The 23547-nt window shown below is 68.2% G+C and carries 27 protein-coding genes; 14 read left to right on the plus strand and 13 right to left on the minus strand.

The genetic code is table 11. The annotated features are described in order from the left end of the window. Positions 1 to 37 precede the first annotated feature (37 nt). Complete coding sequence (locus RA210_RS13235; protein WP_136491201.1) at positions 38 to 442, plus strand: SMI1/KNR4 family protein; 405 nt, start codon at positions 38 to 40, stop codon at positions 440 to 442. 5 nt (positions 443 to 447) lie between these two features. Here the strand turns inward: RA210_RS13235 and RA210_RS13240 are convergent, their stop codons facing one another. Beyond that, on the minus strand, positions 448 to 1386 hold the full coding sequence (locus RA210_RS13240; RefSeq protein WP_201486756.1) for an SdiA-regulated domain-containing protein: 939 nt from the start codon (positions 1384 to 1386) through the stop codon (positions 448 to 450). Between the two features lie 492 nt (positions 1387 to 1878). On the opposite strand from RA210_RS13240, the gene RA210_RS13245 reads away from it, so the two are divergent. Continuing rightward, positions 1879 to 3306: an ArnT family glycosyltransferase gene (locus RA210_RS13245; RefSeq protein WP_201486757.1), complete on the plus strand. Its 1428-nt coding sequence runs from the start codon at positions 1879 to 1881 to the stop codon at positions 3304 to 3306. Positions 3307 to 4381: 1075 nt separating this feature from the next. After that, positions 4382 to 4783, plus strand: coding sequence for a hypothetical protein (locus tag RA210_RS13250; protein WP_136491204.1), 402 nt, complete (start codon positions 4382 to 4384; stop codon positions 4781 to 4783). Here the strand turns inward: RA210_RS13250 and RA210_RS13255 are convergent. After that, positions 4780 to 5874, minus strand: coding sequence for an FUSC family protein (locus RA210_RS13255; protein WP_201486758.1), 1095 nt, complete (start codon positions 5872 to 5874; stop codon positions 4780 to 4782). The two genes, RA210_RS13250 and RA210_RS13255, sit on opposite strands and share 4 nt — an antisense overlap. Before the next feature lie 287 nt (positions 5875 to 6161). On the opposite strand from RA210_RS13255, the gene RA210_RS13260 reads away from it, so the two are divergent. Beyond that, the gene (locus tag RA210_RS13260) at positions 6162 to 6677 is read left to right on the plus strand and encodes a CAP domain-containing protein (protein WP_201486759.1); all 516 of its coding nucleotides are present in this window, start codon (positions 6162 to 6164) and stop codon (positions 6675 to 6677) included. A gap of 161 nt (positions 6678 to 6838) precedes the next feature. Beyond that, a complete protein-coding gene (locus RA210_RS13265; protein ID WP_201486760.1) occupies positions 6839 to 7546 on the plus strand; it encodes a hypothetical protein in 708 nt (235 codons plus the stop codon). Between the two features lie 40 nt (positions 7547 to 7586). Here RA210_RS13265 and RA210_RS13270 read toward each other — a convergent pair whose 3' ends face one another. The 4 genes from RA210_RS13270 to RA210_RS13285 all read right to left on the minus strand — a co-directional run bounded on the left by RA210_RS13270 (position 7587) and on the right by RA210_RS13285 (position 8955). Then, complete coding sequence (locus RA210_RS13270) at positions 7587 to 8006, minus strand: secondary thiamine-phosphate synthase enzyme YjbQ (RefSeq protein WP_201486761.1); 420 nt, start codon at positions 8004 to 8006, stop codon at positions 7587 to 7589. Positions 8007 to 8085: 79 nt separating this feature from the next. After that, complete coding sequence (locus tag RA210_RS13275) at positions 8086 to 8382, minus strand: addiction module antidote protein (protein WP_201486762.1); 297 nt, start codon at positions 8380 to 8382, stop codon at positions 8086 to 8088. Further along, positions 8379 to 8684 (minus strand): type II toxin-antitoxin system RelE/ParE family toxin, encoded by a 306-nt coding sequence (locus RA210_RS13280; RefSeq protein WP_201486763.1) that lies wholly within the window; start codon positions 8682 to 8684, stop codon positions 8379 to 8381. Before RA210_RS13280 ends, RA210_RS13275 begins: the two co-directional genes overlap by 4 nt. 127 nt (positions 8685 to 8811) lie before the next feature. After that, positions 8812 to 8955 (minus strand): hypothetical protein, encoded by a 144-nt coding sequence (locus RA210_RS13285; RefSeq protein WP_201486764.1) that lies wholly within the window; start codon positions 8953 to 8955, stop codon positions 8812 to 8814. 89 nt (positions 8956 to 9044) lie between these two features. Between RA210_RS13285 and RA210_RS13290 the strand changes: the two genes are divergently transcribed. The 3 genes from RA210_RS13290 (at position 9045) to RA210_RS13300 (ending at position 10888) form a co-directional block, all read left to right on the plus strand. Further along, positions 9045 to 9629, plus strand: coding sequence for a hypothetical protein (locus RA210_RS13290; RefSeq protein ID WP_201486765.1), 585 nt, complete (start codon positions 9045 to 9047; stop codon positions 9627 to 9629). Between the two features lie 192 nt (positions 9630 to 9821). After that, a complete protein-coding gene (locus RA210_RS13295) occupies positions 9822 to 10301 on the plus strand; it encodes a hypothetical protein (RefSeq protein WP_201486766.1) in 480 nt (159 codons plus the stop codon). A 17-nt stretch (positions 10302 to 10318) separates the two neighbouring features. Next, the gene (locus tag RA210_RS13300) at positions 10319 to 10888 is read left to right on the plus strand and encodes a hypothetical protein (protein WP_201486767.1); all 570 of its coding nucleotides are present in this window, start codon (positions 10319 to 10321) and stop codon (positions 10886 to 10888) included. 116 nt (positions 10889 to 11004) lie between these two features. On the opposite strand, the gene trpA is transcribed toward RA210_RS13300, so the two are convergent. Beyond that, entirely contained in the window at positions 11005 to 11814 is an 810-nt protein-coding gene (gene trpA / locus RA210_RS13305; RefSeq protein WP_201486768.1) for a tryptophan synthase subunit alpha, read from the minus strand. After that, positions 11811 to 13040: a tryptophan synthase subunit beta gene (gene trpB / locus RA210_RS13310; protein WP_201486769.1), complete on the minus strand. Its 1230-nt coding sequence runs from the start codon at positions 13038 to 13040 to the stop codon at positions 11811 to 11813. Before trpB ends, trpA begins: the two co-directional genes overlap by 4 nt. A 134-nt stretch (positions 13041 to 13174) precedes the next feature. Here trpB and RA210_RS13315 point away from each other — a divergent pair, with 134 nt between their 5' ends. Beyond that, positions 13175 to 14074, plus strand: coding sequence for a LysR family transcriptional regulator (locus RA210_RS13315; RefSeq protein ID WP_236574738.1), 900 nt, complete (start codon positions 13175 to 13177; stop codon positions 14072 to 14074). A 49-nt stretch (positions 14075 to 14123) separates the two neighbouring features. Here RA210_RS13315 and RA210_RS13320 read toward each other — a convergent pair whose 3' ends face one another. Continuing rightward, positions 14124 to 14537, minus strand: coding sequence for a PA0061/PA0062 family lipoprotein (locus RA210_RS13320; protein WP_201486771.1), 414 nt, complete (start codon positions 14535 to 14537; stop codon positions 14124 to 14126). Positions 14538 to 14625: 88 nt separating this feature from the next. Here RA210_RS13320 and RA210_RS13325 point away from each other — a divergent pair, with 88 nt between their 5' ends. Further along, positions 14626 to 15690, plus strand: coding sequence for an aminopeptidase (locus tag RA210_RS13325; RefSeq protein ID WP_201486772.1), 1065 nt, complete (start codon positions 14626 to 14628; stop codon positions 15688 to 15690). A gap of 36 nt (positions 15691 to 15726) precedes the next feature. Continuing rightward, complete coding sequence (locus RA210_RS13330; protein ID WP_136491784.1) at positions 15727 to 15942, plus strand: dodecin; 216 nt, start codon at positions 15727 to 15729, stop codon at positions 15940 to 15942. A 6-nt stretch (positions 15943 to 15948) separates the two neighbouring features. On the opposite strand, the gene RA210_RS13335 is transcribed toward RA210_RS13330, so the two are convergent. Next, entirely contained in the window at positions 15949 to 16371 is a 423-nt protein-coding gene (locus RA210_RS13335) for a PA0061/PA0062 family lipoprotein (protein WP_201486773.1), read from the minus strand. A gap of 152 nt (positions 16372 to 16523) precedes the next feature. On the opposite strand from RA210_RS13335, the gene glsB reads away from it, so the two are divergent. Both glsB and RA210_RS13345 read left to right on the plus strand, forming a co-directional pair. Beyond that, positions 16524 to 17432, plus strand: coding sequence for a glutaminase B (glsB, locus tag RA210_RS13340; protein WP_136491786.1), 909 nt, complete (start codon positions 16524 to 16526; stop codon positions 17430 to 17432). Positions 17433 to 17668: 236 nt separating this feature from the next. Beyond that, positions 17669 to 18838, plus strand: coding sequence for a p-hydroxyphenylacetate 3-hydroxylase oxygenase component (locus RA210_RS13345; RefSeq protein ID WP_201486774.1), 1170 nt, complete (start codon positions 17669 to 17671; stop codon positions 18836 to 18838). A gap of 64 nt (positions 18839 to 18902) precedes the next feature. Here RA210_RS13345 and RA210_RS13350 read toward each other — a convergent pair whose 3' ends face one another. The 3 genes from RA210_RS13350 to RA210_RS13360 form a co-directional block, all read right to left on the minus strand. Then, positions 18903 to 19895, minus strand: a complete 993-nt coding sequence (locus RA210_RS13350) for an asparaginase (protein WP_201486775.1) — start codon at positions 19893 to 19895, stop codon at positions 18903 to 18905. A gap of 103 nt (positions 19896 to 19998) precedes the next feature. After that, positions 19999 to 20760: a substrate-binding periplasmic protein gene (locus RA210_RS13355; RefSeq protein ID WP_201486776.1), complete on the minus strand. Its 762-nt coding sequence runs from the start codon at positions 20758 to 20760 to the stop codon at positions 19999 to 20001. A 116-nt stretch (positions 20761 to 20876) separates the two neighbouring features. Beyond that, positions 20877 to 22325: an alanine/glycine:cation symporter family protein gene (locus RA210_RS13360; RefSeq protein ID WP_201486777.1), complete on the minus strand. Its 1449-nt coding sequence runs from the start codon at positions 22323 to 22325 to the stop codon at positions 20877 to 20879. A gap of 170 nt (positions 22326 to 22495) precedes the next feature. Between RA210_RS13360 and RA210_RS13365 the strand changes: the two genes are divergently transcribed. Continuing rightward, positions 22496 to 23305: a helix-turn-helix domain-containing protein gene (locus RA210_RS13365; RefSeq protein ID WP_201486778.1), complete on the plus strand. Its 810-nt coding sequence runs from the start codon at positions 22496 to 22498 to the stop codon at positions 23303 to 23305. The last annotated feature ends 242 nt before the right edge of the window (positions 23306 to 23547 follow it).

Below are 23547 nucleotides of genomic sequence, written 5' to 3' on the forward strand. Positions count from 1 at the left end.
AAAGCTCCCCCATTCCCCCATCGAGAGAACCGCCATCGTGGAAGAAACCATCGACCGTCTGCGCGAACTGAACGAGCCGGTACCGGTGCCCCTGGAGCTGCCGGACGAGGACCTGCTGGTGGAGATCCAGGAGCAGATCCTCATCCACCTGCCCTTCGAGCTGCGCGAGTACCTGCTCAAGGCCAGCGACGTGGTCTACGGCCAGCTGGAGCCGGTGACCGTCTGCGATCCGCAGTCGCACACCTACCTGCCCGAGGTCGCCGCGCGCGCCTGGGATGAGGGCCTGCCGCGCTACCTGGTGCCGCTGTGCGAGGACCGCGGCCGCTACTACGCGGTCGATCCCGAGGGCCAGGTGCTGCTGTGGGACGGCGAGCTCGACGAGGAGAACACCTGGGACTCGGTGTGGGAGTGGGTCGAGCAGGTCTGGCTGGAAGGCGCCTGAGCCCTTCAGCCCTCGCGGCTGAACACGTAGAACAGGTTGGGCTCGCTGACCAGATAGAGATTGCCGCGTCCGTCGAGGGCGACCCCCTCGGCCTGCGGCACGCTCTGTTCCAGGCCGGCGGAGGCGCGCCACAGCGAGCGGTAGCCGAACAGCTGGCCGTCCATGCCCAGCTCCATCATCAGCTGGCTGGCGTCGCTGAGCAGCAGCAGATGGCCGCTGCGCGCGTCGAACTCCACCGAGGACAGGTCGCTGACGAAGTTCTTGTGGCGGATCCAGGCATCGTGGTCGATCACCGCCAGGCTGAAGTCGCCGCGCAGGCTGGCCTTGAGGCCGCGGATCTCGTACAGCTTGCGCGGCGAATGCTCCTTGACCACGAACAGGCGATCGCCGGCGCGATCGTAGCCCAGCCCCTCGAGACCGCTGTTGTGCCGCTCCGGGTTGCCGAGGTCGAGGGTCAGCGCCCGGTAGTCGGTGCGCTGCAGCGGAGCGGACCCGCTGGGCCGCGGCACGATGACGAGCTCCTGGCGGCGTTCGTCGGCCAGCAGCAACTGGTCGTCGCCGAGGTAGGCCACGGCCTCGACGTCCTGGAAGCCGTGCAGCGGATAGCGCTCCAGCACCTCGCCGGCGGTGCTCATGGCGAGCAGCTCCGGCGGGTTGTTGATCACCGCCCACAGCTGCTGACGGTCGTCGTCGTAGCTCAGCCCGGAAAGATTGCCGTCGACCCCGGCCACCGGCTGCGCCTCGACCCGTACCCGGTATTGCGGCAGGCCGGCCTCCGCCACCGGCGCTGGCGAGCCGGCGAATTTCAGCCAGAAGTACAGGTGCTCGTGCAGGTGCAGCCCCAGGACGGGGTATGCCAGCAGCACGGCCAGCAACAGCGGCAGCCAGGCCCTGCGGCGCCGGCCGGACAGCTGCCCGAGCAGGCGGTTGCCAATGGTGATCATCGCGAACTCTCTTGTTGTAGGGCCGGCCATGGAGCCTGCCCGGGATATGTTGCGGCCGTGCGTGCGCCCCGGGTCGGCGGCGCCGGACATGCCGGGCGACGGTGAGTACGAGCGGTCATCTTCCGCTCAGCAGCGGCTGGCGGGAGCGTCGCGAATGTTAGTTTCCGGAGTATTAAGCCAGCATTAGGCGTCGTTGATTTCGGGGCCGGTGCTGGCCCGGACGCGTCCGGAGGTGTCGCCACCCTGGCGGCCGCCGGGGAGCGTCAGGTGCTTGCCCGTGGCGGCGCCACCGGCATGCGCCGCGCCCATTGCGGCGGGCAGCTGGCAGTGGCGTGAGCGTGGTTTCCCTTTTGTTTGCGGCCCAGCTGTTCGTGTAGTCTTCGATCGCCGCGCCAGACCGGGCCCCCTCTGCCTGGCCCTCCGGCTTCCACGATGGCCCTGTTTCCGCCGGGCGCCGACGACCGCCGCGCCCCTGTCCGAGAGCATGAACCGATGAACGCCAGAACCGACACGTCCGCCGGGACGCCGTTTGCCATCGCTGTCCTGGGGCTGGTAGTGCTGCTGTGTTTCTGGGGGATCGGCGACATCCCCTTCCTCAGCGTCAACGAGGCGCGCCGCGCGGTATCCGCCCGCGAAATGTTCGAGAGCGGCCAGTGGCTGCTGCCATACATGAACGGCGAGCTGTATCTGACCAAGCCGCCGCTGTTCAACTGGCTCACCCTGCTGCCGACACAGCTGCTCGGCGCGGCGACGGAGTGGACGCTGCGCCTGCCCTCGGCGCTGTTCGCGCTGGCCTCCTGTGCGGTGGTCTACGGGCTGGGCCGGCACCTGGGTGGGCGGCAGGTCGGCCTGTACGCGGCGATGATCCTCGCGGCCAATACCGGCTTCAGCCTGTTCGCCCGCCGTGCCGAGATCGAGATGACCCTGACCGGCCTGAGCCTGCTGTCGTTGCTGGCAGCCTGGCCCTACCTGTTCGGCCAGGGCGGTCGGCGCTGGGTGCTGCTCAGCTTCGCCCTGACCGGCCTGTGCCTGCTGACCAAGGGGCCGGTCTGCCTGTTGTTCGTCGCCGCGCCGCTGCTGGCGTTCGCCTTCCTCCGCCAGCCGCGGGCGCGGGCCTATCTGTGCAGTGTTCCCGGCTGGCTGACCGCCCTGCTGATCGGCGGCTCCTGGTATCTGGCCGTCAGCCTGCAGCTGGGCTGGGACATCTGGTCCACGGTCCTCCAGCGGGACATCGTCAACAAGGTCGGCGGCTCGCAGGGCGGCGAGGCCTGGTATGCCTACCTGCTCTACCTGGCCGGCGATTTCGCCCCGTTCTGGCTGGTGCTGCTGGTGCGCCCGCGCCAGCTGTGGCAGCAGATCCGCGCGCGCGCCGAGCTGCTGCTGCTGGCCTGCTGCGTGCTGCTGCCGCTGCTGGTGTTCTCGCTGTTCACCGACAAGCACGCCAAATACCTGCTGCCGGCCTATCCGGCCGTGGCGCTGCTGCTGGCCTGGCACTGGACCCGCGTGCTCGACACCCTGCAGGGCTGGCGGCGCAAGCTGATGACCTGGCTGCCGCCGGCGCTGCTGCTGGCCTTCGTCGTCTTCTTCGGCCTGTTCGAGGCGCGGGTGTTCGCCCACCGCCTGCAGGCGCTGCCGGAGATCGACAGGGCGCTGGCCGACTATCCCGGCCAGCCGCTCTACAGCCTCGGCATCCCTGACATGCGCCTGGTGTACTACGCCGGCCGGCCGGTCGCGGCGCTGACGGTGGACGAGGTTGAGGCCCGGGTCGGCGAGGAGGGGCTGCTGTTCGCCCGCGAGCCGCTGCCGGAGCCGCTGGCCGGGCTGGCCAACTGCACCCAGGCGCGCTTCGCGCCCTACCTCAAGCGCAAGAAGTCCGCGCTGCTGATTCGCCTCGGGCCGACCTGCCGGGCCGCGCCTTAGGCCGCCTCCCGGCCGGAACAGGCTGACGTCCGGCGTCGTGCCGAGGCGGGGTGGGCGGCGACGGCGGGCGCCTCCTGCGGGGGAAGCTGACGACGCGAGGGTCGCAGCGGATCGGCGGGCGCCGGTCGTGAGCGCCACAACGTGGGCGCCACAAAGCACAAGGGGGAGCCATAGGCTCCCCCTTCAAGTCGGTCGTGCTTTGTTCTTCTTGTGCTTGCGGGCTTGTTGTTCTTGTCGGTCACCCGTCCGGACGTCATGGTCCGGCTGGAGTCCCAAGACGGGACTCAAGAACAAGCGGATTCCTTTGGACGCTGATGTTGCCGCCACCCTTGCGGGTCTGACCGGTGCTGGCCGCTGCCTCGGGGCAGTTTTATCGTTCTCGGGCCGGTCGGGGGAGAACCCTGTCGGGCAACTCCTCTCCAAAAGAATCAGTTTGTTGCGCCTCCACCCTGTTGTTCTTGTTGTGTTGGAGCCGTTACGTCTTGTTTTTATTCTGTTGGTTCCGCGTTCTTGTTTTTGTTGTGCCAATAACAATGCAGGTGGCGTGCCAGTTTTTGAAAATCCTTTAAAATCAAAGACTTGTGATTTAAAGAGGACGCCTGTAGCCCGCAAAGAAGCGGGCTACCGTTACCGTGCTCCCCAGCGGGACGTTACGCCGTGATGGCGAGGTAACACCGCCGCGGCCGGCCGCCGGGGCATCCCGCGCGGGCGAAGGCGCGCCGGCGCGCGGTTGGAGCACACTGATCACCACCCTGGCCGGAGGCTTCGACCGGGCGCTGATCTTCGGCTTCCCGCCGAGCAGCTGAGGCGGCCGGCCGTGGTCGGCTACCTGCTGGCAGGTTCGCGCCGCCCGTCGGCGGAGGCCATGCCGCCCACTGAGGTTCGCGGCGCCGGCATCCCGGCGGCGACCCTCGTCGCCCCGGCGCCCTGCCGCCGGGGCGACGCGCCTCTGGCGGTCCCCGGGCGGATCGGGTAGCTTCGGGGAAAGCCGACCAGCGGTAGCGCCGCTGCCGGCAGCCCCGGCGGATGCGGGACAGTCCGGCCGCCTCCCTCCACCAGCCTGCAAGGATGCGCCATGAGCACGCGAGCCCCCGATCGTCCGCCCACCGCCGCCTGCGTGGCGAAGCCGCCGTCCGCCGGCCTGGCCGGCTACCTGGATGGCAGCCAGCCGCTGTGGAAGGCCTGGCTGCTCTACTGGCTCGGTTCGGCGCTGCTGCTCGGCCTGCTGCTGCTCGGCCTGCAGTCCGTGCTGGCCGAGCTCATCCTGTTTCTCGAGCGCGTCTTCGGTGTGCGTCCGGCGACGACCATCCTGCTGCTGGGCGTGCCGCCCATCGCCGGCTTCCTGCTGTTCTCCCTGCTGGCGCTGTGGCGCTGCGCGGAGAACACCGGCTGGCCGGCCTGGACCCTGCTGACCCGCATCCTCGTCGGCCTGCACGTGCTGTGGTCGCTGGGCCAGCTGCTGGCCATCTTCTTCTAGACGTCGCGCCCGAAACGCGCCGGCACCAGGCGGCGCAGCTGCCGGCCGACCACCGCACGGAAGCGCGCGCTGTGGATGCAGGCGCCGCCGGCCAGGCCGACCAGGCAGCCGAGCAGGGTGTCGTAGAAGCGCGCCTCGATCAGCGCGGCGACCGGCCCCTGGCCGAGGGTGGCGGCCTCGGCGAGCAGGATGGTCATCGGTGTGATGAAGATCACCGCGAAGCCGTAGTGGCGCACCACCGCCGTCTCCACCACGAAGGCCAGCAGCATCATCGTCAGGGTGATGCTCCAGGGCTCGAGCGGCAGCAGGAGCAGCCCCCAGGCGACCAGCAGGCCGATGGCGGTGCCGAGCAGGCGGTGCAGCTGCTTGTTCCATACCGCCTGCAGCGAGGCGCCCTGGATCACCGCCAGGCAACTGACCGGCACCCAGTAGGCCTTCTCCAGCTGCAGGAGCTGGGCGATGGCCAGCGACAGGCCGACGAACAGGCCGATCACCACCGAGTCGAACACCACGAAGTCGAAGGTCGGCACCGGCAGCGGCGGTGCCGGATCGGGCTCGCGCGAGCGCAGGATGTAGGCGCTGTAGAAGAAGGCGATCAGGCAGGCCAGCAGCGCCCCCAGGGCCACCAGGCCGACCATCAGCGGCACCTGCTGCCATTCCAGCGGCGTGTAGGCGCCGAGCGAGGCGGCCATCACGAAGAACAGGCTGCCGGGCACGCCCAGACCGTAGAAGCGGCAGGCCATGCTCACCAGGATGGTGACGAACACCAGCGCCGGCATCTTCAGCAGCGGCACGAAGTGGCTCAGCAGCCCCAGCGCATAGCAGGCGATCAGCGCGAAGGCCGCGGCCATCACCGTCAGCATGCGGTGGTACAGCGGCGTGCGTGGCGTGTAGAGGAACACCATGCCGCCCAGCGCGGCCACCAGGCCGTAGTCCATGCGCCCGAGCAGCGTGCCGATCAGCAGCGGCAGGCCGCTGGCCAGCGCCGCGGCGAACGGCTTCTGCCAGGGCCGGTCGCTGGGGTTGATGGTCACCAGCTGGCGCCACTGCGCCAGCAACAGTCGTTTCAGCTGCGCCCGCTTGCCCTGCATCGTCCGCTCCTTTCCTCATGGGCAGCGCGGTCGGCCTCGCTCCGGCCGGCGCCCGCATCCGGTTTTTTCCTGCTTATCGCGGCAATCGCGGTGGCGGTGCAAGTGCTATTTGCTGCGGCATGCCCGCGGGGCGTCACCCAGGGCGCATGGCGCCGGGATGGAAGCCGAAGGCTCGACCGTGGCCGCCTTCCGGCAGGCGCTCGTCGGCTCGCGGCGTGGCTGGGGAACGCGGCCAGTGGCGGATGGTCTGCGCTCGGTCCGTCCACCCTGTCCCGGGAAAACTCCCCATGCTCCGCCCTGCCCGTCTGCTGTCCTCCTGCCTCGCCGCCCTGCTGCTGCTCGCCTCTACCGACGCCTCCGCCGCCACCGGTTCGCACCTCGACCGCGGCGAGGTGCGCGACCTGCTGCGCGTGCACAACCGCGCCCGCGCCGAGGTCGGCGTGCCGCCGCTGCAATGGTCGCCACGGATCGCCGCCAGCGCCCAGCGCTGGGCCGACCGCCTCGCCGACACCAGCTGCCGCCTGCAGCACAGCCGTGGCTCCGGCTACGGCGAGAACCTCTACCGCGCCACCGCCGGCTACTACGAGGTCAAGGACGCTGCCCTGGCCTGGGCAAGGGAGCGCCGCCTGTACCGCGGCGGCCCGCTGCGCCGGCACAACTGGGCGCCCAGCGGCCACTACACGCAGATGGTCTGGAGCGACACCCGCCAGCTCGGCTGCGGCGTCAGCGAGTGCGACGACAAGATGATCGTGGTCTGCCACTACGACCCGAAGGGCAACTACCTGGGGCAGGCGCCGTACTGAGGCGATCACCGGTGCGACCGGTGGCTGCCAGGCTGCGGCGTGGCTGCCTGCCCTGTGCACGCCCCGCGTCCGGCCGCGGGAGCGCGGGCACGCTCCGCGGCTGGGCCAGGCCGGAGTACTAGACTGAGCCCATCGAATGGCCACTTCGTCCAGAGGCGGGAATGTCCGGGGCTGCTCCGATTGCCGTTGTGCTCATGCTGCTCGCCGGCTGCGCCGCTCAATCCGTGCCCGTGCCGCGGCCGCAGAGCACGCAAAGCGCCGCGGTGGGCATGGCGCTGAAGGTTCGCATCTCCGCTCTGGCCACCTACCGGGCAGACGGTGCGTATTTCGTCAGGAGCTGCGCGACGGGCGCCGGCGAGGCATGCGAGGAGCGGCTGACAGGTTCGAACTACGGCAAGGATGGCCGCCTCTACCTGCTGAACGCCGAGCCCGGCGAATATCGGGCGGTTGCCGCAGTCTTTCGCTCGGGCATGCCGGGCGATCGGAGCCTGTATTTCGTCTACTTTCCCCGCGCCATGGCCGACGCCTCGAAAGTGCAGGTTCGGCCCGGGCAGTTCGTCCATGCCGGAAGCTATCTGCTGTCGGCCTTTCCCGGGCTGTGCCCCGGCAAGGCCGAGCCGGCCCAGCTGAAGTATGCGGAAATGATCGAGCCGGGCACCCCGAAGTGCGGCTTCTTCCGGACCCTGCTGCACAAGCTGGCGACCGACGACCACCTGTTCATCGGTGGCACGGCATATCCGGTCGGTATCCAGACCTTTCACTATCGCGGTGACGTGTTCGAAAGGCGGACAGAGCCGGCCGCTGCGCGCGAGTTCAGGAAAGCCGCCAGAAGCGACCTGGCAGGCGGCGGGTGGCTTGTCGGCGACTGAGCCCGGACCGGAGCGGGGCGGCAGGCCCCGGACGGGGGGCTCACTCCCCGTGCAGGGTCACCACCAGCGTCCGCACCCCGCCATGCTCGCGGTGCTCGCCCAGGTAGATGCCCTGCCAGGTGCCCAGCGCCGGCCGGCCGTTGCTGATCGGCAGGCTCAGGCTGCTGCCCAGCAGGCTGCTCTTGATATGCGCCGGCAGGTCGTCGCTGCCTTCCAGGGTGTGCCGGTAGTACGGCTCGTCCTCGCGTACCGCGCGGTCGAACCAGGCCTCGAAGTCGCTGCGCACCGTGGGGTCGGCGTTCTCGTTGAGGGTCAGCGAGGCGGAGGTGTGCTGGATGAACACGTGCATCAGCCCGACCCGCATCTCGCGCAGCGCCGGACACTGGGCGAGGATCTCGTCCGTCACCAGATGAAAGCCGCGACGGCGGGGTTTGAGCTGGAAGCGGTATTGGTGCCACATGGTCCGGTGTTCTGCAGTCTGGAAATCAGGCGCGCAGCGGATGCGCCGCCAGGTCGAACTCGGTAATCACGGGTTTCACTCAGCCATGCGCCGGTGCGGCATGCAGCCTGAGCCCCAGCGCCTTGACCACCTTGAGGATGGTGCCGAACTCCGGGTTGCCCTCGCCGGACAGTGCCCGGTACAGGCTCTCGCGAGACACCCCGGCATCCCTTGCCACCTGGGTCATGCCGTGGGCGCGGGCGATGGTGCCCAGAGCCTTGGCGATGAAGGCAGGATCGTCGCCAGCTTCTTCCATGCAGGCGTCCAGATAGTTGGCCATGTCCTCTTCGGTCTTGAGGTACTCGGCGGAGTCCCAGCGTGAGAATTGCTCGGTCATGGGTTTTGCTCCTTCCAGGCCCTGGCGATCAGTCGGGCCTGCTTGATGTCGCGGTTCTGGCTGCTTTTGTCGCCACCACAGAGCAGGATCACCAACTGGCGCCCCTGCTGCATGAAGTACACCCGGTAGCCCGGACCGTAGTCGATGCGCGCTTCGCTCAGACCATCGCCAATCGGTTTGGCGTCGCCGAAATTGCCGTCGGCCATCCGGTCGATGCGTATCTGGATGCGCACTCTCGCCCGGCCATCCGCCAGTGCGGACAGCCATGCAGAAAAGGTCGCACTACGGATGATCTCAGTCATGCGTCGAGTGTAGCCTTTGGGCTACGGTGCTGCAATGGCCCGCCTGCCGGGTGGCGGACGCAGCACCCGCTACAGGATCGCCGATGCGGAGCAGTGGACAAGGCTGTGCCGTTGTCCACCCTACTGGCTATTGTGCAAGCAGAAATGCGGCAGGCTGGCTTTCGGTACGCTGCATCTGGAGCACCGAGACCGCCGAGCCTTCGAGATTGCCACGGCGATGCTGCGCCTTTGCGAGCACTGCGGAGGCCCATTGGGTATGGCTCAGGTCCATGCTCGTTGCGTATGCTCCGTCCCGTAGGCGGGTGTTGCGCCTGGGTGTTGGGTCGGCTCGATCGAATTTTTAAATAAGGGAGTGTGGTTATGCCTGGCATTAAGGACGTAGCAGCTGAGTTCGAAGCTTTTACTCGCGCCCTGAGCGTCGAGCGACAAGAACTGATCGAATCCATCATCTCGCTGAACAACGGCTTCGAGGGCTGGCTGAAGTTGGAGTTCTACTTTTGGCTGATCAAGAACCGGAAGCTCCGTGCATCACGCATGGATGATGAGCATGACATCGGGATGGAGTACAAGGTTGCCCTGGATCAGCGCCATGCCGCGATGGATCGGAAAACCAAGCAGTGCGATCTGTGGATTCGGGATCAAGACGGCAGCGGCTATCACTTTGTCGAACTGAAGGTGCCGTTTGCCAACACCAACCAAGGTAAGGTCATGCAAAGCGCCGCCGATGACTTCTGGTACATGTCGAGGCTCAAGGCAAGTAGCGAAAAGGTCGTTTCAGGCAGTTCGATCATGCTCGGTGTCGGCTTCGATACAGAAAGCTGGAATCGGTATATCGACTACCTCAGTACTTATTCGGGAAAGCCTGTTGGCAACATCTCGGTCAAGTCAGGCGCTCTCGATAACCGCGGCCATATCCGCTGGGCTGCGTTAATCGCACGGTGCTGAAAATCTGCCAAATTGGCGGCGGTGGTTAGTGCAGCAATGGCGTTGGATGATTTATGGCGTGGTTCTCCACCTTGTTTCTTGGTATACAAGGTTGCGCTGCTGTCAAGTTTGTTTCCTGCCGATTCGGTAGTTGTATCGACAGTGGTCAGCTGTCGATAGTCTCTGATGTCAATTGCTCAAATGGGAGAGCATATGGAACTGACAGAAAAACAAGCTCTAATCAGGGTTAGCATGTTAAATGCCGAAGTTATTGATGCGAACTTCGAAGAGGTTATGGTTTCCAGAATTTGCTCTGGCTGGCCGCCGGAGTTGTTGACTAGACTGGAGGGGCTCTGGGGCGTAACCAAGAAGATAGCGGGGGAGTCCGTTGCCATTGGAAAAATCATTCTCATGAAAGTTTTTGAGTTCGTTGAGAGTAATCCAAAAGTGTTTGTTGGGGCGGCGGTTGGTGCTGCCTTCAGTGTGTTGGTTTCTGGTATCCCATTTCTCGGTGCGATTATTGCTCCATACGTTGCGGCCATTGGTGCACTGACAGGAGCAGCTGCGGGCGCAGCGATGCAGAATCCCAAGGCTGACGGAAGCATAGAGTCTGGGCTTATTACTCTTGCTGAGAATTTTTTTGGCTTGTTTTTTGCTATATTCAAAGCTATCAAAATCCACCTGAATGATTGATATTGAGGGTGTCTCTGATGGGTGATACTCAGGACGCTGCGAAAAATGAGCTAACAGAATCCGACTATCGTAATGTCATTGAAAAGCTTAAAGGGCGTGACAGGGTTGGTCTTGCTGGCGAAGTCGGTATAACTGCAGGTGCGGCTGTTGCAGGTGCGGCGTCTGCAGGTGCTATCGCTAGTTCGGTAGGTGCAACTACCTTGTTAGGCTCAAGTACGCTTGCAAGTGCGTTGGGTGGTGTTTTTGTTACCACCACTCCGGTTGGCTGGGTAGTTGGTGCTGCGGCAGTCGCAGGATTGGCGGGCTATGGGGTATCCAAACTGATCCGCTCTGGGGCGCGTCAGGATGCTGTTCGTGAGGGTTACATAAAATCAATATCAAAAAAAATTGGTGTGGCTCATGAGGGGCAGTCGTTAGCGGTTATCGCCGACGAAAGATCGGAGCTTTTTGAGTCTATGGGGGTTCTTGTGGCGACCGGGAAGATCGAGCAAGAGGTTGCAGATGGGATCATACGTCTTGTCGACTCAGGTAAATTGGACGTTGCTTTGGCAAGGCGTAGGGTTATCGAGCTGGTTGAGGAATCATGAGCGTCCCTTAGGCGGTCAATTCTGTGCGGTAAGAGTCAACCTCTTCGAAAAAGCCGCCGCTTCCTCACAGAAGCAGCGGCTTTCTTTTACCTCAAGCACAGGCGCAGTGTGAGGGCTTACTTCCTCGCCCCTCTTACCCCCTCAGCCAACTCCCGACACAACCCCAGCACCCCACTCACCGCCTCGGCCGGCGACGCCGCCTTGGCAATCCGATCGATCAACGCCGAGCCCACCACCGCACCATCGGCGCGCCTGGCCACTTCGGCGGCGTGTTCGGGTGTACGGATGCCGAAGCCGATGCACAGCGGCAGGTCGGTGTGGCGGCGCAGGCGGGCCACGGCTTCTTCTACCTGGTCCATGCTCGCCGCGCCGGCGCCGGTGACGCCGGCCACCGAGACGTAGTAGACGAAGCCGGAGCTGCCGTTGAGCACGGTCGGCAGGCGGGCGTCGTCCGTCGTGGGCGTCGTCAGGCGGATGAAGTCGATGCCGGCGGCCTGGGCCGGGTCGCACAGTTCGTCGTTGTGCTCCGGCGGCAGGTCGACCACGATCAGGCCGTCGACGCCGGCTTCCTTGGCGTCGGCGACGAAGCGCGCCACGCCGTAGCAGAAGATCGGGTTGTAGTAGCCCATCAGCACCAGCGGGGTGTCCTGGTTGCCCGCGCGGAACTCGCGGACCATCTGCAGGGTTTTCGCCATGTTCTGGCCGTTGCCGAGGGCGCGGATGTTGGCCAGCTGGATGGCCGGGCCGTCGGCCATCGGGTCGGTGAACGGCATGCCCAGCTCGATCACGTCGGCGCCGGCGTCCGGCAGGCCCTTGAGGATTTCCAGCGAGGTGGCGTAGTCCGGGTCGCCGGCGGTGACGAAGGTGACCAGGGCGGCGCGGTTCTCTTGCTTCAGGGCGGCGAAGCGGCTCTGCAGGCGGCTCATGCGCGGGTCTCCGAGTCGGCTTTTTCATCAAGTGACAGGTAGTGCATCACGGTCTGCATGTCCTTGTCGCCGCGGCCGGACAGGTTGACCACCATCAGGTGATCCTTGGGCAGCTTGGGCGCGCGCTTGAAGGCTTCGGCCAGGGCGTGGGACGACTCCAGCGCCGGGATGATGCCTTCCAGGCGGCAGCACTGCTGGAACGCCTGCATGGCTTCGTCGTCGGTGATCGGCACGTACTCGACGCGGCCGACCTTGTGCAGCCAGGCGTGCTCGGGGCCGACGCCGGGGTAGTCGAGGCCGGCGGAGATCGAGTGGGCGTCGGTGATCTGGCCGTCGGCGTCCTGCAGCAGGTAGGTGCGGTTGCCGTGCAGCACGCCCGGGGCGCCGCCGGCCATGCTGGCGGCGTGCTTGCCGGTGTCGATGCCGTGGCCGGCCGCCTCGACGCCGACGATCTGCACGCTCGGCTCGTCGAGGAATTCGTGGAACAGGCCGATGGCGTTGGAGCCGCCGCCGATGCAGGCGACCAGCGAATCCGGCAGGCGGCCTTCATGGTCGAGCATCTGCGCGCGGGTCTCGCGGCCGATCACCGACTGGAAGTCGCGGACCATCGCCGGGTAGGGGTGCGGGCCGGCGGCGGTGCCGATCAGGTAGAAGGTGTCGTGGACGTTGGTCACCCAGTCGCGCAGCGCCTCGTTCATGGCGTCCTTGAGGGTGCCGGTGCCGGCGGTGACCGGGATGACCTTGGCGCCGAGCAGCTTCATGCGAAAGACGTTGGCCTGCTGGCGGTCGATGTCGGTGGTGCCCATGTACACCACGCACTCCAGGCCGAAGCGCGCGGCCACGGTGGCGCTGGCCACGCCGTGCATGCCGGCGCCGGTCTCGGCGATGATGCGCTTCTTGCCCATGCGCCGGGCCAGCAGGATCTGGCCGATGCAGTTGTTGATCTTGTGCGCGCCGGTGTGGTTCAGCTCCTCGCGCTTGAGGTAGATCCTGGCGCCGCCGCAGTGCTCGGTGAGGCGCTCGGCGAAGTACAGCGGGCTGGGCCGGCCGATGTAGTCGCGCTGGAAGTAGGCCAGCTCCTCGAGGAAGGCCGGGTCGTGCTTGGCCTTCTCGTACTCGGCGGCCAGGTCGTTGATCAGCGGCATCAGTGTTTCGGCGACGAACTGGCCGCCGAACGGGCCGAACAGGCCGCGCTCGTCGGGGCCGTGGGAATAGCTCTGGGTCATGGCTGGCTCCAGTGGAGAATGGGGGCGACAGGGGCGGGCAGGGCGCGCGCCTGTGGCGAGTGGCTACAAGGTAGCCAATGGCGGGCGGCGGGAAAAGCGATAAGATCGCTCAGACCTGTCAGGAAAACTCACCGATGAGCCAGCCCCGCGACCTCCCTCCGCTGAACGCCCTGCGCGCCTTCGAGGCCACCGCGCGGCTCGGCAGCGTCAGCCGCGCCGCTGCGGAACTGCACGTCACCCACGGCGCGGTCAGCCGCCAGCTGCGCGCGCTGGAAGAGCACCTCGGCGTGGCGCTGCTGGCCAAGGACGGACGCGGCGTGAAACTCACCGATGCCGGCCAGCGCCTGAGTGCGGTGGCGGCGGGGGCCTTCGACGACCTGCGCAGCGTGTGTGCGGAGCTGCGCGAGGGCCGCGAGCAGGCACCGTTCGTGCTCGGCTGTCCGGGCAGCCTGCTGGCGCGCTGGTTCATCCCGCGCCTCGACCGCCTGCAGCGCGACCTGCCGCAGCTGCGCCTGCAGCTGTCGGCCAGCGAGGGCGAGCTGGACCCGCGCCGGCCGGGGCTGGACGCCACCCTGTGGTTCGCCGCGCCGCCGTGGCCGGCGGACATGCAGGTGTTCGAGCTGGCCGAGGAACGCATCGGCCCGGTGCTGTCGTCCCGTCACGCGCGCTACGCGGGATTGCGCGAAGCACCGGCTGGCGCGCTGCTCGGCGAGCCGCTGCTGCACACCGTGTCGCGCCCGCAGGCCTGGCCGCAGTGGGCGCGCGCGCAGGGGCTCGATCCGGCTGGGCTGGTCCTGGGCCAGGGCTTCGAGCATCTCTACTACCTGCTGGAGGCGGCGGTGGCCGGCCTCGGCGTGGCCATCGCCCCCGAGCTGCTGGTTGCCGACGACCTGGTTGCCGGAAGGCTGGAGGCGCCGTGGGGCTTCGTCGCCACCCCGGCGCGCCTGGCGCTGTGGGTGCCGGCGCGCGGCGGCGACCGCCGCGCGGTGGAGCTGGCGGAATGGCTGCGCGCCGAGCTGGCGACGACCCCGTAGGGGCGAATTCATTCGCCTTTACGCGGCATTGTGGCGAATGAGTTCGCCCCTACTGGGTGATGCAATGCCACTCCTGGCCGTCGGCCAGGCGTTGGCCGCTGGCGTCCTCCAGCCAGGACTCGGTCCGCAGCAGCTGGTGGCGCGCCACCCAGCGGTAGCGCGTCCCGGCGGCGAAGCCGGCGTAGTCGAGGCGCAGGTAGCAGAGCATGTACACCGGGTCGCGGGCGAACATCGAGCCGATGTACTCCTCGAAGCGGTAGCTCGCCTCCAGGCGGTGGGCGCCGGGGCTGACCTGGAAGTAGCGGCCGTCGTCGAGGCGCCGGCCGTCGAGCTTCTCGGCCATCAGCAGCTCGCCGGGCTCGGTACGCAAGTCGATCCACGCCTGCTGCGGATCGGGGGCAGGCAAGGGGCTGGCGCAGGCGCCGAGCAGGCTCAGCGCGGCCAGCAGGAGGAGGGCGCGCATGGCGGGCTCCGGGAGTGGGGGATCTGTGTTCAGCATAGCGCCGCACGCTGGCTGGCGGCAGACGGGGCGATCGGCTAGCGTGGTCGGCATGTCGCGCCTCTGCCTGCTCCTGCTGCTCGTCCTGCTCTCCGGCTGCTCCAGCCTCGGCTACTACGCCCAGCTGGCCGGCGGCCAGTGGCAGCTGCTGGCCGCGCGCCAGCCGGTGGACGAGCTGCTCGCCGATCCCGGCCAGCCGGCGGAGCTGCGCCAGCGCCTGACGCTGGCACAGGACGCCCGCGACTTCGCCAGCGCGCGGCTGGCCCTGCCGGACAACCGCAGCTACCGGCTGTACGCCGACCTCGAACGCCCCTACGTGGTGTGGAACCTGTTCGCCACGCCCGAGTTCTCCCTGCAGCCCGTCACCCACTGCTTCCCCATCGCCGGCTGCGTGGCCTACCGCGGCTGGTTCGATGAGCAGCGCGCCCGTGGCGCCGCCGCGCTGCTGCGCGTGCAGGGGCTGGACACCGCGGTGGCCGGGGTGGAGGCCTATTCCACCCTCGGCTGGTTCGACGATCCGCTGCTCGCCGGCATGCTGGCCTGGAACGATGCGCGGCTGGCGGCGCTGATCTTCCACGAGCTGGCTCACCAGCGCCTGTACCTGCCCGGCGACACCGCCTTCAACGAGTCCTACGCGCGCTTCGTCGAGGAGGAGGGCCTGCGCCAGTGGCGCCGCGCCCGCGGCCTGCCGCCGCCGCCGGCGCACCTGGAGCGCCAGCGCGAGCAGTTCGTCGCGCTGGTGATGGCCAGCCGCGCGCGCCTCGAAGCGCTGTACGCCCGGCCGCTGGCGGCGGAGGCGCTGCGCGCGCTCAAGCAGGCCGAGTTCCAGCGCCTGCGCGGCGAGTATGCGGCGCTGCGCGAAGGCCCCTGGCAGGGCGACGCCCGCTTCGACGGCTGGTTCGCCCGCCCGCTGAACAACGCGCGGCTGCTGCCGTTCGGCCTCTACGAACAGTGGGTGCCGGCCTTCGCCGCGCTGTTCGCCGAGGCCGGCGGCGACTGGCCGCGCTTCCATGCTGAGGTTGCCGAGCTGGCCGCGCTGGGCGAGGGCGCGCGCCGCGAGCGGCTGGCGGCGCTGCAGGCGCGCGGCGGATTTGCCGGGTCGGCGCGGCTTGACTAGCGTTCAGTGGACCCCAGTCAGCGGAGAAGCGCCGTCATGTCGGATCACCACACCTACAAGAAGATCGAGCTGGTCGGCTCGTCGCGCACCAGCATCGAGGACGCCATCAACAACGCCCTGGCCGAGGCGGCCAAGACCGTGCACCACATGGACTGGTTCGAGGTGCTGGAGACCCGCGGGCACATCGAGAACGGCCTGGTCGGCCACTACCAGGTGACCATCAAGATCGGCTTCCGCATCGTCGGCAGCTGAGCCGCCTCACAGCGCGCCGCAGCGCAGCACCCGGGCGCGCGCCAGGGTCTGGCCGCGTTCGTCCTGCAGCTGGGCCACGGCGCGGTGGGCGATGGCGCGGCCGCTCAGGCGATAGCGCGCGCCGGCGGCGAATCCGCCGTAGCGCACCTCGAGGATGCAGGTACGCCAGCCGCCGCCGTCGTGGTTGTCCGGGCCGCTGCCGCCGGGCACCTCGAAGCCCAGGCGCACCTGCAGGCGATGCTCGCCCGGTTCGACCTGGAAGTAGCGGCGGTCCGCCCAGCTCCGCCCGTCGAGCTGGTCGGCGCCGAGCTGGATGGCCGGGTCGCCGCGGACCTCGATCCAGGCCTTGCCCGGATCGTGCGGCGGCAGCGCGGTGGCGCAGGCGGCGAGGAGGATTGCGGCGAGCAGGGGCAGGGCTGGCGGGCGCATGGCGGGCTCCGGAGCGGGAAACTCTGCAGTGCACCTTAGCGCAAGGCCGGCCGGCGTGGTCCGGCGGTGCGGAAAAGCCCGCGGCGGCTGTGATGCGCAGGGGCGGCCGGAGCGTCTAGTCGTTCTCCAATAACAACGATTCCGCCCCCTCCATGCAGCAGTTGCTCAACGAGATTCTCGACGAAGTCCGCCCCCTGATCGGTCAGGGCAAGGTGGCCGACTACATCCCCGCGCTGGCCAGCGTGCCGGCCAACCAGCTGGGCATCGCCGTGTACGGCGTGGACGGCCAGCTGTACAGCGCCGGCGACGCCGGCACGGCGTTCTCCATCCAGAGCATTTCCAAGGTGTTCGCCCTGGTCCAGGCGATCCAGCATTCCGGCGAGGCGATCTGGCAGCGCCTCGGCCACGAGCCGTCCGGCCAGCCGTTCAACTCGCTGGTGCAGCTGGAGCTGGAGCGCGGCAAGCCGCGCAACCCGTTCATCAACGCCGGCGCGCTGGTGATCAGCGACATCAACCAGTCGCGCTTCGCCGCCCCGGCGCTGTCGATGCGCGACTTCGTCCGCCGCCTGTCCGGCAATCCGCACGTCGTCTCCGACGCCAGGGTGGCCGAGTCCGAGTACCAGCACCGCGCGCGCAACGCGGCGATGGCCTACCTGATGCAGTCGTTCGGCAACTTCGCCAACGAGGTGGAGGCGGTGCTGCGCAGCTACTTCCACAACTGCGCGCTGGCGATGAACTGCGTCGACCTGGCGCGCGCCTTCGCCTTCCTCGCCAACCAGGGGCGCTGCCCGCACAGCGGCGAGGCGGTGCTGACGGTGCAGCAGACCCGCCAGGTCAACGCGGTGATGGCCACCAGCGGCCTGTACGACGAGGCCGGCAGCTTCGCCTACCGGGTCGGCCTGCCGGGCAAGAGCGGCGTCGGCGGCGGCCTGGTGGCGGTGGTGCCGGGGCGCTTCGCGGTGTGCGTGTGGTCGCCGGAGCTGAACGCCTCGGGCAACTCGCTGGCCGGCATGGCGGCGCTGGAGAAGCTCAGCGAGCGGATCGGCTGGTCGGTGTTCTGAGGGCGCGGTTGCCGGACGCTGCAGGCTGTCCGGTATTGCACTTTTTCGCGGTGGTTTTCCGGTTTTCAGCATCTGCCTGCCATGGAAAGTACAGCGGTAAGACCGTTGCGTGCATTTATCGCCACTTTTCGTGCGGTCAATAATCCTCGTGCGTCAACGATCCCGGGCAGGGACCAGGCCCCGCTGCGGGGCGCACGGGACTTCCGAAAAGCCACCAAGAACAAGTCGAGGCTGCAATGCACAAGCACAATCCGCTTCTCGAAGACCTCAAGGCGATCCTGCCGCAGATCGCCGCCAATGCCGCCCAGGCCGAGATCGAGCGCAAGGTTCCGGACGAGAACATCGCCCTGCTCAAGAGCATCGGTCTGCACCGTGCCTTCCAGCCCAAGGCCTACGACGGCATGGAAATCTCCCTGCCCGAGTTCACCGAATGCATCGTCGCCCTGGCCGGCGCCTGCGGCGGCACCGCCTGGGCCTTCAGCCTGCTGTGCACCCACAGCCACCAGCTGGCGATGTTCTCCAAACAGCTGCAGGACGAGATCTGGGGCGACAATCCGGATGCCACGGCGAGCAGCAGCATCGCGCCGTTCAGCACCATCGAGGAGGTCGAGGGCGGCGTGCGCTTGAGCGGCGAGATGGGCTGGAGCAGCGGCTGCGACCACGCCGAATGGGCCATCGTCGGCATGCGCCGCATGAACGCCGCGGGCGAGCCGGTGTACAGCTTCGGCGTGCTGCCGCGCAGCGACTACGAGATCCGCGACGACTGGTTCGCCATCGGCATGCGCAGCAGCGGCTCGAAGACCCTGGTGATCAGGGACGCCTTCATCCCCGAGCACCGCATCCAGGCCGCGAAGGACATGATGGAGGGCAGCTCCGCCGGCTTCGGCCTGTACCCGGACAGCAAGATCTTCTACGCGCCGTACCGTCCGTACTTCGCCTGCGGCTTCGCCGCCATCAGCCTGGGCGTCGCCGAGCGCATGCTGGTCGCCTTCCGGGAGAAGCAGCAGAACCGCGTGCGCGCCTACACCGGCGCCAGCGTCGGCACCGCCACCCCGGCGCTGATGCGCCTGGCCGAATCGACCCACCAGGTCGCCGCGGCGCGCGCGTTCCTCGAGAAGACCTGGCAGGAGCACGCCGAATTCGCCGCGCGCCACCAGTACCCGACCCGCGCCGAGCTGGCCTGCTGGCGGACCAACCAGGCCTATGCGGTGAAGATGTGCATCGAGGCGGTCGACCGCCTGTTCGCCGCCGCCGGTGCGATGAGCTGGTTCGAGGGCAACGAGATCCAGCGGCTGTTCCGCGACTCGCACATGACCGGCGCGCACGCCTACACCGACTACGACGTCTGCGCGCAGATCCTCGGCCGCGAACTGATGGGCCTGGAGCCGGACCCGAGCATGGTCTGAGCCTCGATTCGCGCATGCGACACGCCTCCTTCGGGAGGCGTGTTCGTTTGCGGGCGGGGCGCCCTCAGTCGCGCAGTTCGCCGCACAGGTCGACGGCGAACCAGTGCTCCACCTCGGCCTGATCCAGGCCGGCGCCGAGCAGGGCGAACAGCTTGGCCAGCGCCGCCTCGCGGCTCATGCCGCCGCCGCCGACCAGGCCGGTGGCGGCCAGGCGGCTGCCGGCGGCGTAGACGCCGAACTCGACGTGGCCCTCGGCGCACTGGCTGATCGCCGCCAGCACCACGCCACGCGCGTGGGCCTCGCGCAGCGCGGTGAGCAGCGCCTCGTCGTCGGACGGGCCGGTGCCGCTGCCGTAGCACTCCAGCAGCAGGGCCTCGACGCCCGTGGCGAGCAGGGCGCGCACCTGGGCGGCCTGCAGGCCGGGGAACAGCGGCAGCACGGCGACGTTCGCCGGGCGGCGCGGCTGGCGCCAGCGCAGGGCGGCCGGCAGCTCGAGCGCCGCCTCGCCGTGGCGCGGGCGGGCGACTTCGGCGAAGGCGTCGAATGCCTCGCTGCGCACCTTGCTGGCGCGCGCGCCGTGCAGCAGGCGGCCGTGGAAGTACAGGTGCACGCCGGGGGCGACGCCCTCGGCCAGCACGGCGAGGGCGCCGAACAGGTTGTCCCAGGCGTCGCTGCCGGGCACTCCGGCCGGCTGCATCGAGCCGGTGAGCACCACCGGAACCCCGAGTCCGAGCAGCAGGAACGACAGCGCCGCGGCGCTGTAGGCCAGGGTGTCGGTGCCGTGCAGCAGCAGCACGGCGTCGCAGCCGTCCTCCGTCACCGCGCCGACGATGGCGTCGCGCATCGCCAGCCAGTGGTCCTGGCTCATGTTGGCGCTGTCGATCGGCGGCGAGAGCTCGCGGAACACCCAGGCCGGCGCCGGGCGCTCGGGGTGGGCGGCCTGCTCGGCGCGCAGGCGCGCCTCGAAGCCGTCGGCCGGCACCAGGCCGTCCGCGCTCGTCTGCATGCCGATGGTGCCGCCGGTGTACAGCACCAGCAGCTTGTGGGGGGCGTTCATGGCTCGGGCTCCTGGACGCACGTCAACGAAAAAGGCCGGCATTGTCGCAGCCGGAGCGGGTGGGTGGCAGCTAGCCATTGGCCGCGGCCGTTCCGGCCCGGGTCTACTGGCACAGCTGCGGCTGCCGGGTGCAGGCGCTCCAGCCTTCGCTGCGCATCTGGTCGAGGGCGCGCTGCAGGCGCTGCACCACCTCGTCGGGGGTGTCCCTGTGCAGGGCCAGGTACAGCGGATCGGTCTTGAAGCGCAGCACCTCGTGCAGGCCGCTGGCGCCGGCCAGGCGGGCGTGGTGCTGCCACACCGGCGCCGAGGTGGCCCACAGGTCGATCTGCCCGCGCTGCAGCTTGCCGATGTTGTCCGCATCGCTCAGCGCGGCGCTGGCGGCGATGCCGCGGCGCTCCAGCAGCTGGCTGACCGCGGCGCTCTTGTAGGCGCCGATGCGGTAGGCGCGCGCCTGCTCGAGGTCGCTGAGGGCGAACTCGCGGCCGGGCGCGGCGACCAGCACGCTGTGGTACTCGGCGATCGGCCCGACCCACTTGAACTGCGCCTCGCGCTCGGGCAGGCGGGCGGTGGAGAACAGCCCGCTGCCGGGATTTTCCAGGGTGTGGCGGTAGACGCGGTCCCAGGGGAAGCGCAGGGTCAGGCTGTAGGCGATGCCGGCGCGGGCGAACAGTTCGCGTACCAGCGCGGCGCTGAGGCCCTGCACCTGGTCGTCGCGGGCGAAGTTGCGGCCGTCGGCGGCCATGTTGAACGGCGGGAAGTTCTCGGTCAGCAGGTGCACGCGGTAGTCGGCGGGCAGCGCGGCGCGGGTGACGCCGGGCACCAGCAGGAGGGCGAGCAGCAGCAGCCGGCCCAGGGTGTCGGACATGGTGGATTCTCCGGGCTGCGGGGGAGGGGTGCAGGCGCCGCCGGTCGAGGCCGACAAAGGCACCGACGGCGCCTGCAGGGGGTACGGCCGGCGGAGGACTCCGCCGGCCGCAGCACTCAGGCGCGGCTGGCGGCGCCGCCCTTGGCCGGGCTGGCCGCGGCGGCCTTGGCGGCTTCGCCCGCCTGCGACCAGGCGGCCGGGTCGAGGTCGAGGTCGGCGAACTGGCTGCGGTCGAGCTGCGGCTGCTCGATGCCGTCGTCGATCTGCTGGTCGTAGTCGCGCATCAGGCGCAGCACGGTCTTGTACAGCAGGGCCAGGGCCACCAGGTTGACCAGCGCCAGCAGGCCCATGGTCACGTCGGCGAAGGCGAACACGGTGGACAGGTCCTGCACCGAGCCCCACAGCACCAGGGCGATCACCAGGGCGCGGTAGACCTTGACCAGCGCCGGCTTCTGGCTGAAGAAGCCGAGGGCGTTCTCGCCGAGGTAGTAGTTGTAGACCAGGGTGGTGAACACGAACAGCAGCAGCGCCAGGCTGACGAAGATGCGGCCCCACTCGCCGACCAGGGCGGCCAGGGCGGTCTGGGTCAGCACCACGCCGGCCATCTCGGTGCCCGGCTGGTAGACGCCGGAGAGCAGGATGATCAGCGCGGTGCTGGTGCATACCAGGATGGTGTCGATGAACACGCTGAGCGACTGCACGATGCCCTGGGCGGCCGGGTGCGGCACCTCGGCCACCGCGGCGACGTTGGGCGCACTGCCCAGGCCCGCCTCGTTGGAGAACAGGCCCCGCTTGACGCCCATCAGGATCGCCGCGCCGACGCTGCCGGCGAAGGCTTCCTCGAGGCCGAAGGCGCTCTTGACGATCAGCGCCAGGGTGGCCGGCACTTCGCTGATGTTGCTGCCGACCACGAACAGCGCCATGCCGATGTAGGACACCGCCATGATCGGCACCAGCACGTCGGCCATGCTGGCGATGCGCTTGATGCCGCCGAAGATGATCAGCGCCATGATCGCGGCGAGCACCACGCCGCTGGCGATGGTCGGCACGCCGAAGGCGTCCTGCAGCGAGCTGGCCACGGTGAAGGACTGCAGGGCGTTGAAGCCGAAGCCGAAGGTCACCAGCAGCAGCACCGAGAACAGCACCGCCATCCAGCGCTGGCCGAGGCCGTGCTGGATGTAGTAGGCCGGGCCGCCGCGGTAGGTGCCGTCGGCGTTGCGGCGCTTGTACAGCTGGGCCAGCGAGCACTCGAAGTAGCTGGTGGCCATGCCGAGCAGCGCCACCACCCACATCCAGAACACCGCGCCCGGGCCGCCGAGCATGATGGCCACCGCCACGCCGGCGATGTTGCCGGCGCCGACGCGGCCGGCGACCGACAGCATCAGCGCCTGGAACGAGCTGAGCTGGCCTTCCTTGCGCTTGGTGGCGCTGGCGAAGATCTTGAACATGTCGCCGAAGTAGCGCAGCTGCACCACCGACGAACGCAGGGTGAAGAACAGGCCGAGGCCGACCAGGGTGACGATGAGGACCTTGCTCCAGAGCAGGTCGTTGAGGAGATCGAGCATGGGGGGTGCCTCTCTTGTTGTTCTAGTCAGTGTGTTGCCGGGTGTTGCCGTTGCCCGCCGCGAAGGGGCTATGGTTGGCCAACTCCGCTGGTCAGACAATTTCGCGGGTAGCGGCGAGTTGGCGCGACCTGATGCTATATTTGCGTCAGTCGCACCATGGGAGCAGCGCCATGTCCGAACACCTCGGCCACAACCTCAAGCTGCTCTGCAGCCACTACCGTTCCATCGCCGAGGTCTGCCGCAAGCTGGGCCTCAACCGCGCCCAGTTCAACAAGTACCTCGGCGGGCAGAGCCGCCCGACCCCCTACAACCTCAAGCGCATCTGCGACTTCTTCGGTGTCGAGGAATACGAGCTGGGCCTGCCGGCCGACCAGTTCGCCCGCCTGATCGGCGCGCGTACCGACGGCCCTGCGCAGTCCGTGCAGGACCCCCTGCTCGAGCTGCTGCAGCCGTTGCGCGAGCACGCCACCAGCCTGGCGCGCTACTGCGGTTACTACTTCGAATACGCCAACTGCATGTCGGTGCCCGGGCAGATCCTGCTGTCGCTGGTGCACCTGCGCGAGGAGCGCGGCAACTTCCTGTTCGAACGCCAGGAACGCCAGGAGCGCGCCGCCGGCGGCAGCGCCGAGGACTGGGTGCGCTGTCGCTACCTGGGCGCCGCCTTCTACCTGCAGGACCGCCTGTTCCTCATCGACTACGAGTCGCTGACCGGCAACGAGATGAGCCAGACCATCCTCATCCCCAGCTTCAAGAGCCGCATCAGCCGCCTCAACGGCCTGAAGACCGGCGTCTCCAGCGGCGACCGCCGCACCCCGGCCTGCACCCGGGTGGTGTGGGACTACCTCGGCAGCGAGATCAACCGCGTTGCCGCCTATCGCCAGGTGATGCTGTACAGCCCGGACGACCCGCGCATCGACGCCGACATCCGCGAGCGCCTGGCCGGCGCGCATATCCGCGACGGCCTGTTCGAGATCGAGTGAGCCGCGGCCGGCGCGCGCGTGCTGTGAAAAAAAGCCCCCGGAAAGGCTCCGGGGGTGGAGGGAATAAAAAGGTTCTTCGCGGGATCGTGGGGAAGAGCGGATTGACAGACAGGGAAGCAGGTAAATTGGCAGTCGCCAAACACACCAACGCCTGCCCCCTGCTGTCACCGTGCATCCTATTGATCTTGCTGCTTTCTGGCCAGGCTACGACGTTGTAGCCTGCAGCCATTCCGTCGAAAAAA

This window comes from Pseudomonas sp. OF001 (assembly GCF_904426495.1).
Lineage (GTDB): Bacteria > Pseudomonadota > Gammaproteobacteria > Pseudomonadales > Pseudomonadaceae > Geopseudomonas.

What these genes read in the sequence shown, in the direction of transcription:
- RA210_RS13240 (WP_201486756.1), bottom strand. Translation starts at nt 1,386, where the DNA reads ATGATCACCATTGGCAACCGCCTGCTCGGGCAGCTGTCCGGCCGGCGC.
- RA210_RS13245 (WP_201486757.1), top strand. Translation starts at nt 1,879, where the DNA reads ATGAACGCCAGAACCGACACGTCCGCCGGGACGCCGTTTGCCATCGCT.
- RA210_RS13250 (WP_136491204.1), top strand. Translation starts at nt 4,382, where the DNA reads ATGAGCACGCGAGCCCCCGATCGTCCGCCCACCGCCGCCTGCGTGGCG.
- RA210_RS13255 (WP_201486758.1), bottom strand. Translation starts at nt 5,874, where the DNA reads ATGCAGGGCAAGCGGGCGCAGCTGAAACGACTGTTGCTGGCGCAGTGG.
- RA210_RS13260 (WP_201486759.1), top strand. Translation starts at nt 6,162, where the DNA reads ATGCTCCGCCCTGCCCGTCTGCTGTCCTCCTGCCTCGCCGCCCTGCTG.
- RA210_RS13265 (WP_201486760.1), top strand. Translation starts at nt 6,839, where the DNA reads ATGTCCGGGGCTGCTCCGATTGCCGTTGTGCTCATGCTGCTCGCCGGC.
- RA210_RS13270 (WP_201486761.1), bottom strand. Translation starts at nt 8,006, where the DNA reads ATGTGGCACCAATACCGCTTCCAGCTCAAACCCCGCCGTCGCGGCTTT.
- RA210_RS13275 (WP_201486762.1), bottom strand. Translation starts at nt 8,382, where the DNA reads ATGACCGAGCAATTCTCACGCTGGGACTCCGCCGAGTACCTCAAGACC.
- RA210_RS13280 (WP_201486763.1), bottom strand. Translation starts at nt 8,684, where the DNA reads ATGACTGAGATCATCCGTAGTGCGACCTTTTCTGCATGGCTGTCCGCA.
- RA210_RS13285 (WP_201486764.1), bottom strand. Translation starts at nt 8,955, where the DNA reads ATGGACCTGAGCCATACCCAATGGGCCTCCGCAGTGCTCGCAAAGGCG.
- RA210_RS13290 (WP_201486765.1), top strand. Translation starts at nt 9,045, where the DNA reads ATGCCTGGCATTAAGGACGTAGCAGCTGAGTTCGAAGCTTTTACTCGC.
- RA210_RS13295 (WP_201486766.1), top strand. Translation starts at nt 9,822, where the DNA reads ATGGAACTGACAGAAAAACAAGCTCTAATCAGGGTTAGCATGTTAAAT.
- RA210_RS13300 (WP_201486767.1), top strand. Translation starts at nt 10,319, where the DNA reads ATGGGTGATACTCAGGACGCTGCGAAAAATGAGCTAACAGAATCCGAC.
- trpA (WP_201486768.1), bottom strand. Translation starts at nt 11,814, where the DNA reads ATGAGCCGCCTGCAGAGCCGCTTCGCCGCCCTGAAGCAAGAGAACCGC.
- trpB (WP_201486769.1), bottom strand. Translation starts at nt 13,040, where the DNA reads ATGACCCAGAGCTATTCCCACGGCCCCGACGAGCGCGGCCTGTTCGGC.
- RA210_RS13315 (WP_236574738.1), top strand. Translation starts at nt 13,175, where the DNA reads ATGAGCCAGCCCCGCGACCTCCCTCCGCTGAACGCCCTGCGCGCCTTC.
- RA210_RS13320 (WP_201486771.1), bottom strand. Translation starts at nt 14,537, where the DNA reads ATGCGCGCCCTCCTCCTGCTGGCCGCGCTGAGCCTGCTCGGCGCCTGC.
- RA210_RS13325 (WP_201486772.1), top strand. Translation starts at nt 14,626, where the DNA reads ATGTCGCGCCTCTGCCTGCTCCTGCTGCTCGTCCTGCTCTCCGGCTGC.
- RA210_RS13330 (WP_136491784.1), top strand. Translation starts at nt 15,727, where the DNA reads ATGTCGGATCACCACACCTACAAGAAGATCGAGCTGGTCGGCTCGTCG.
- RA210_RS13335 (WP_201486773.1), bottom strand. Translation starts at nt 16,371, where the DNA reads ATGCGCCCGCCAGCCCTGCCCCTGCTCGCCGCAATCCTCCTCGCCGCC.
- glsB (WP_136491786.1), top strand. Translation starts at nt 16,524, where the DNA reads ATGCAGCAGTTGCTCAACGAGATTCTCGACGAAGTCCGCCCCCTGATC.
- RA210_RS13345 (WP_201486774.1), top strand. Translation starts at nt 17,669, where the DNA reads ATGCACAAGCACAATCCGCTTCTCGAAGACCTCAAGGCGATCCTGCCG.
- RA210_RS13350 (WP_201486775.1), bottom strand. Translation starts at nt 19,895, where the DNA reads ATGAACGCCCCCCACAAGCTGCTGGTGCTGTACACCGGCGGCACCATC.
- RA210_RS13355 (WP_201486776.1), bottom strand. Translation starts at nt 20,760, where the DNA reads ATGTCCGACACCCTGGGCCGGCTGCTGCTGCTCGCCCTCCTGCTGGTG.
- RA210_RS13360 (WP_201486777.1), bottom strand. Translation starts at nt 22,325, where the DNA reads ATGCTCGATCTCCTCAACGACCTGCTCTGGAGCAAGGTCCTCATCGTC.
- RA210_RS13365 (WP_201486778.1), top strand. Translation starts at nt 22,496, where the DNA reads ATGTCCGAACACCTCGGCCACAACCTCAAGCTGCTCTGCAGCCACTAC.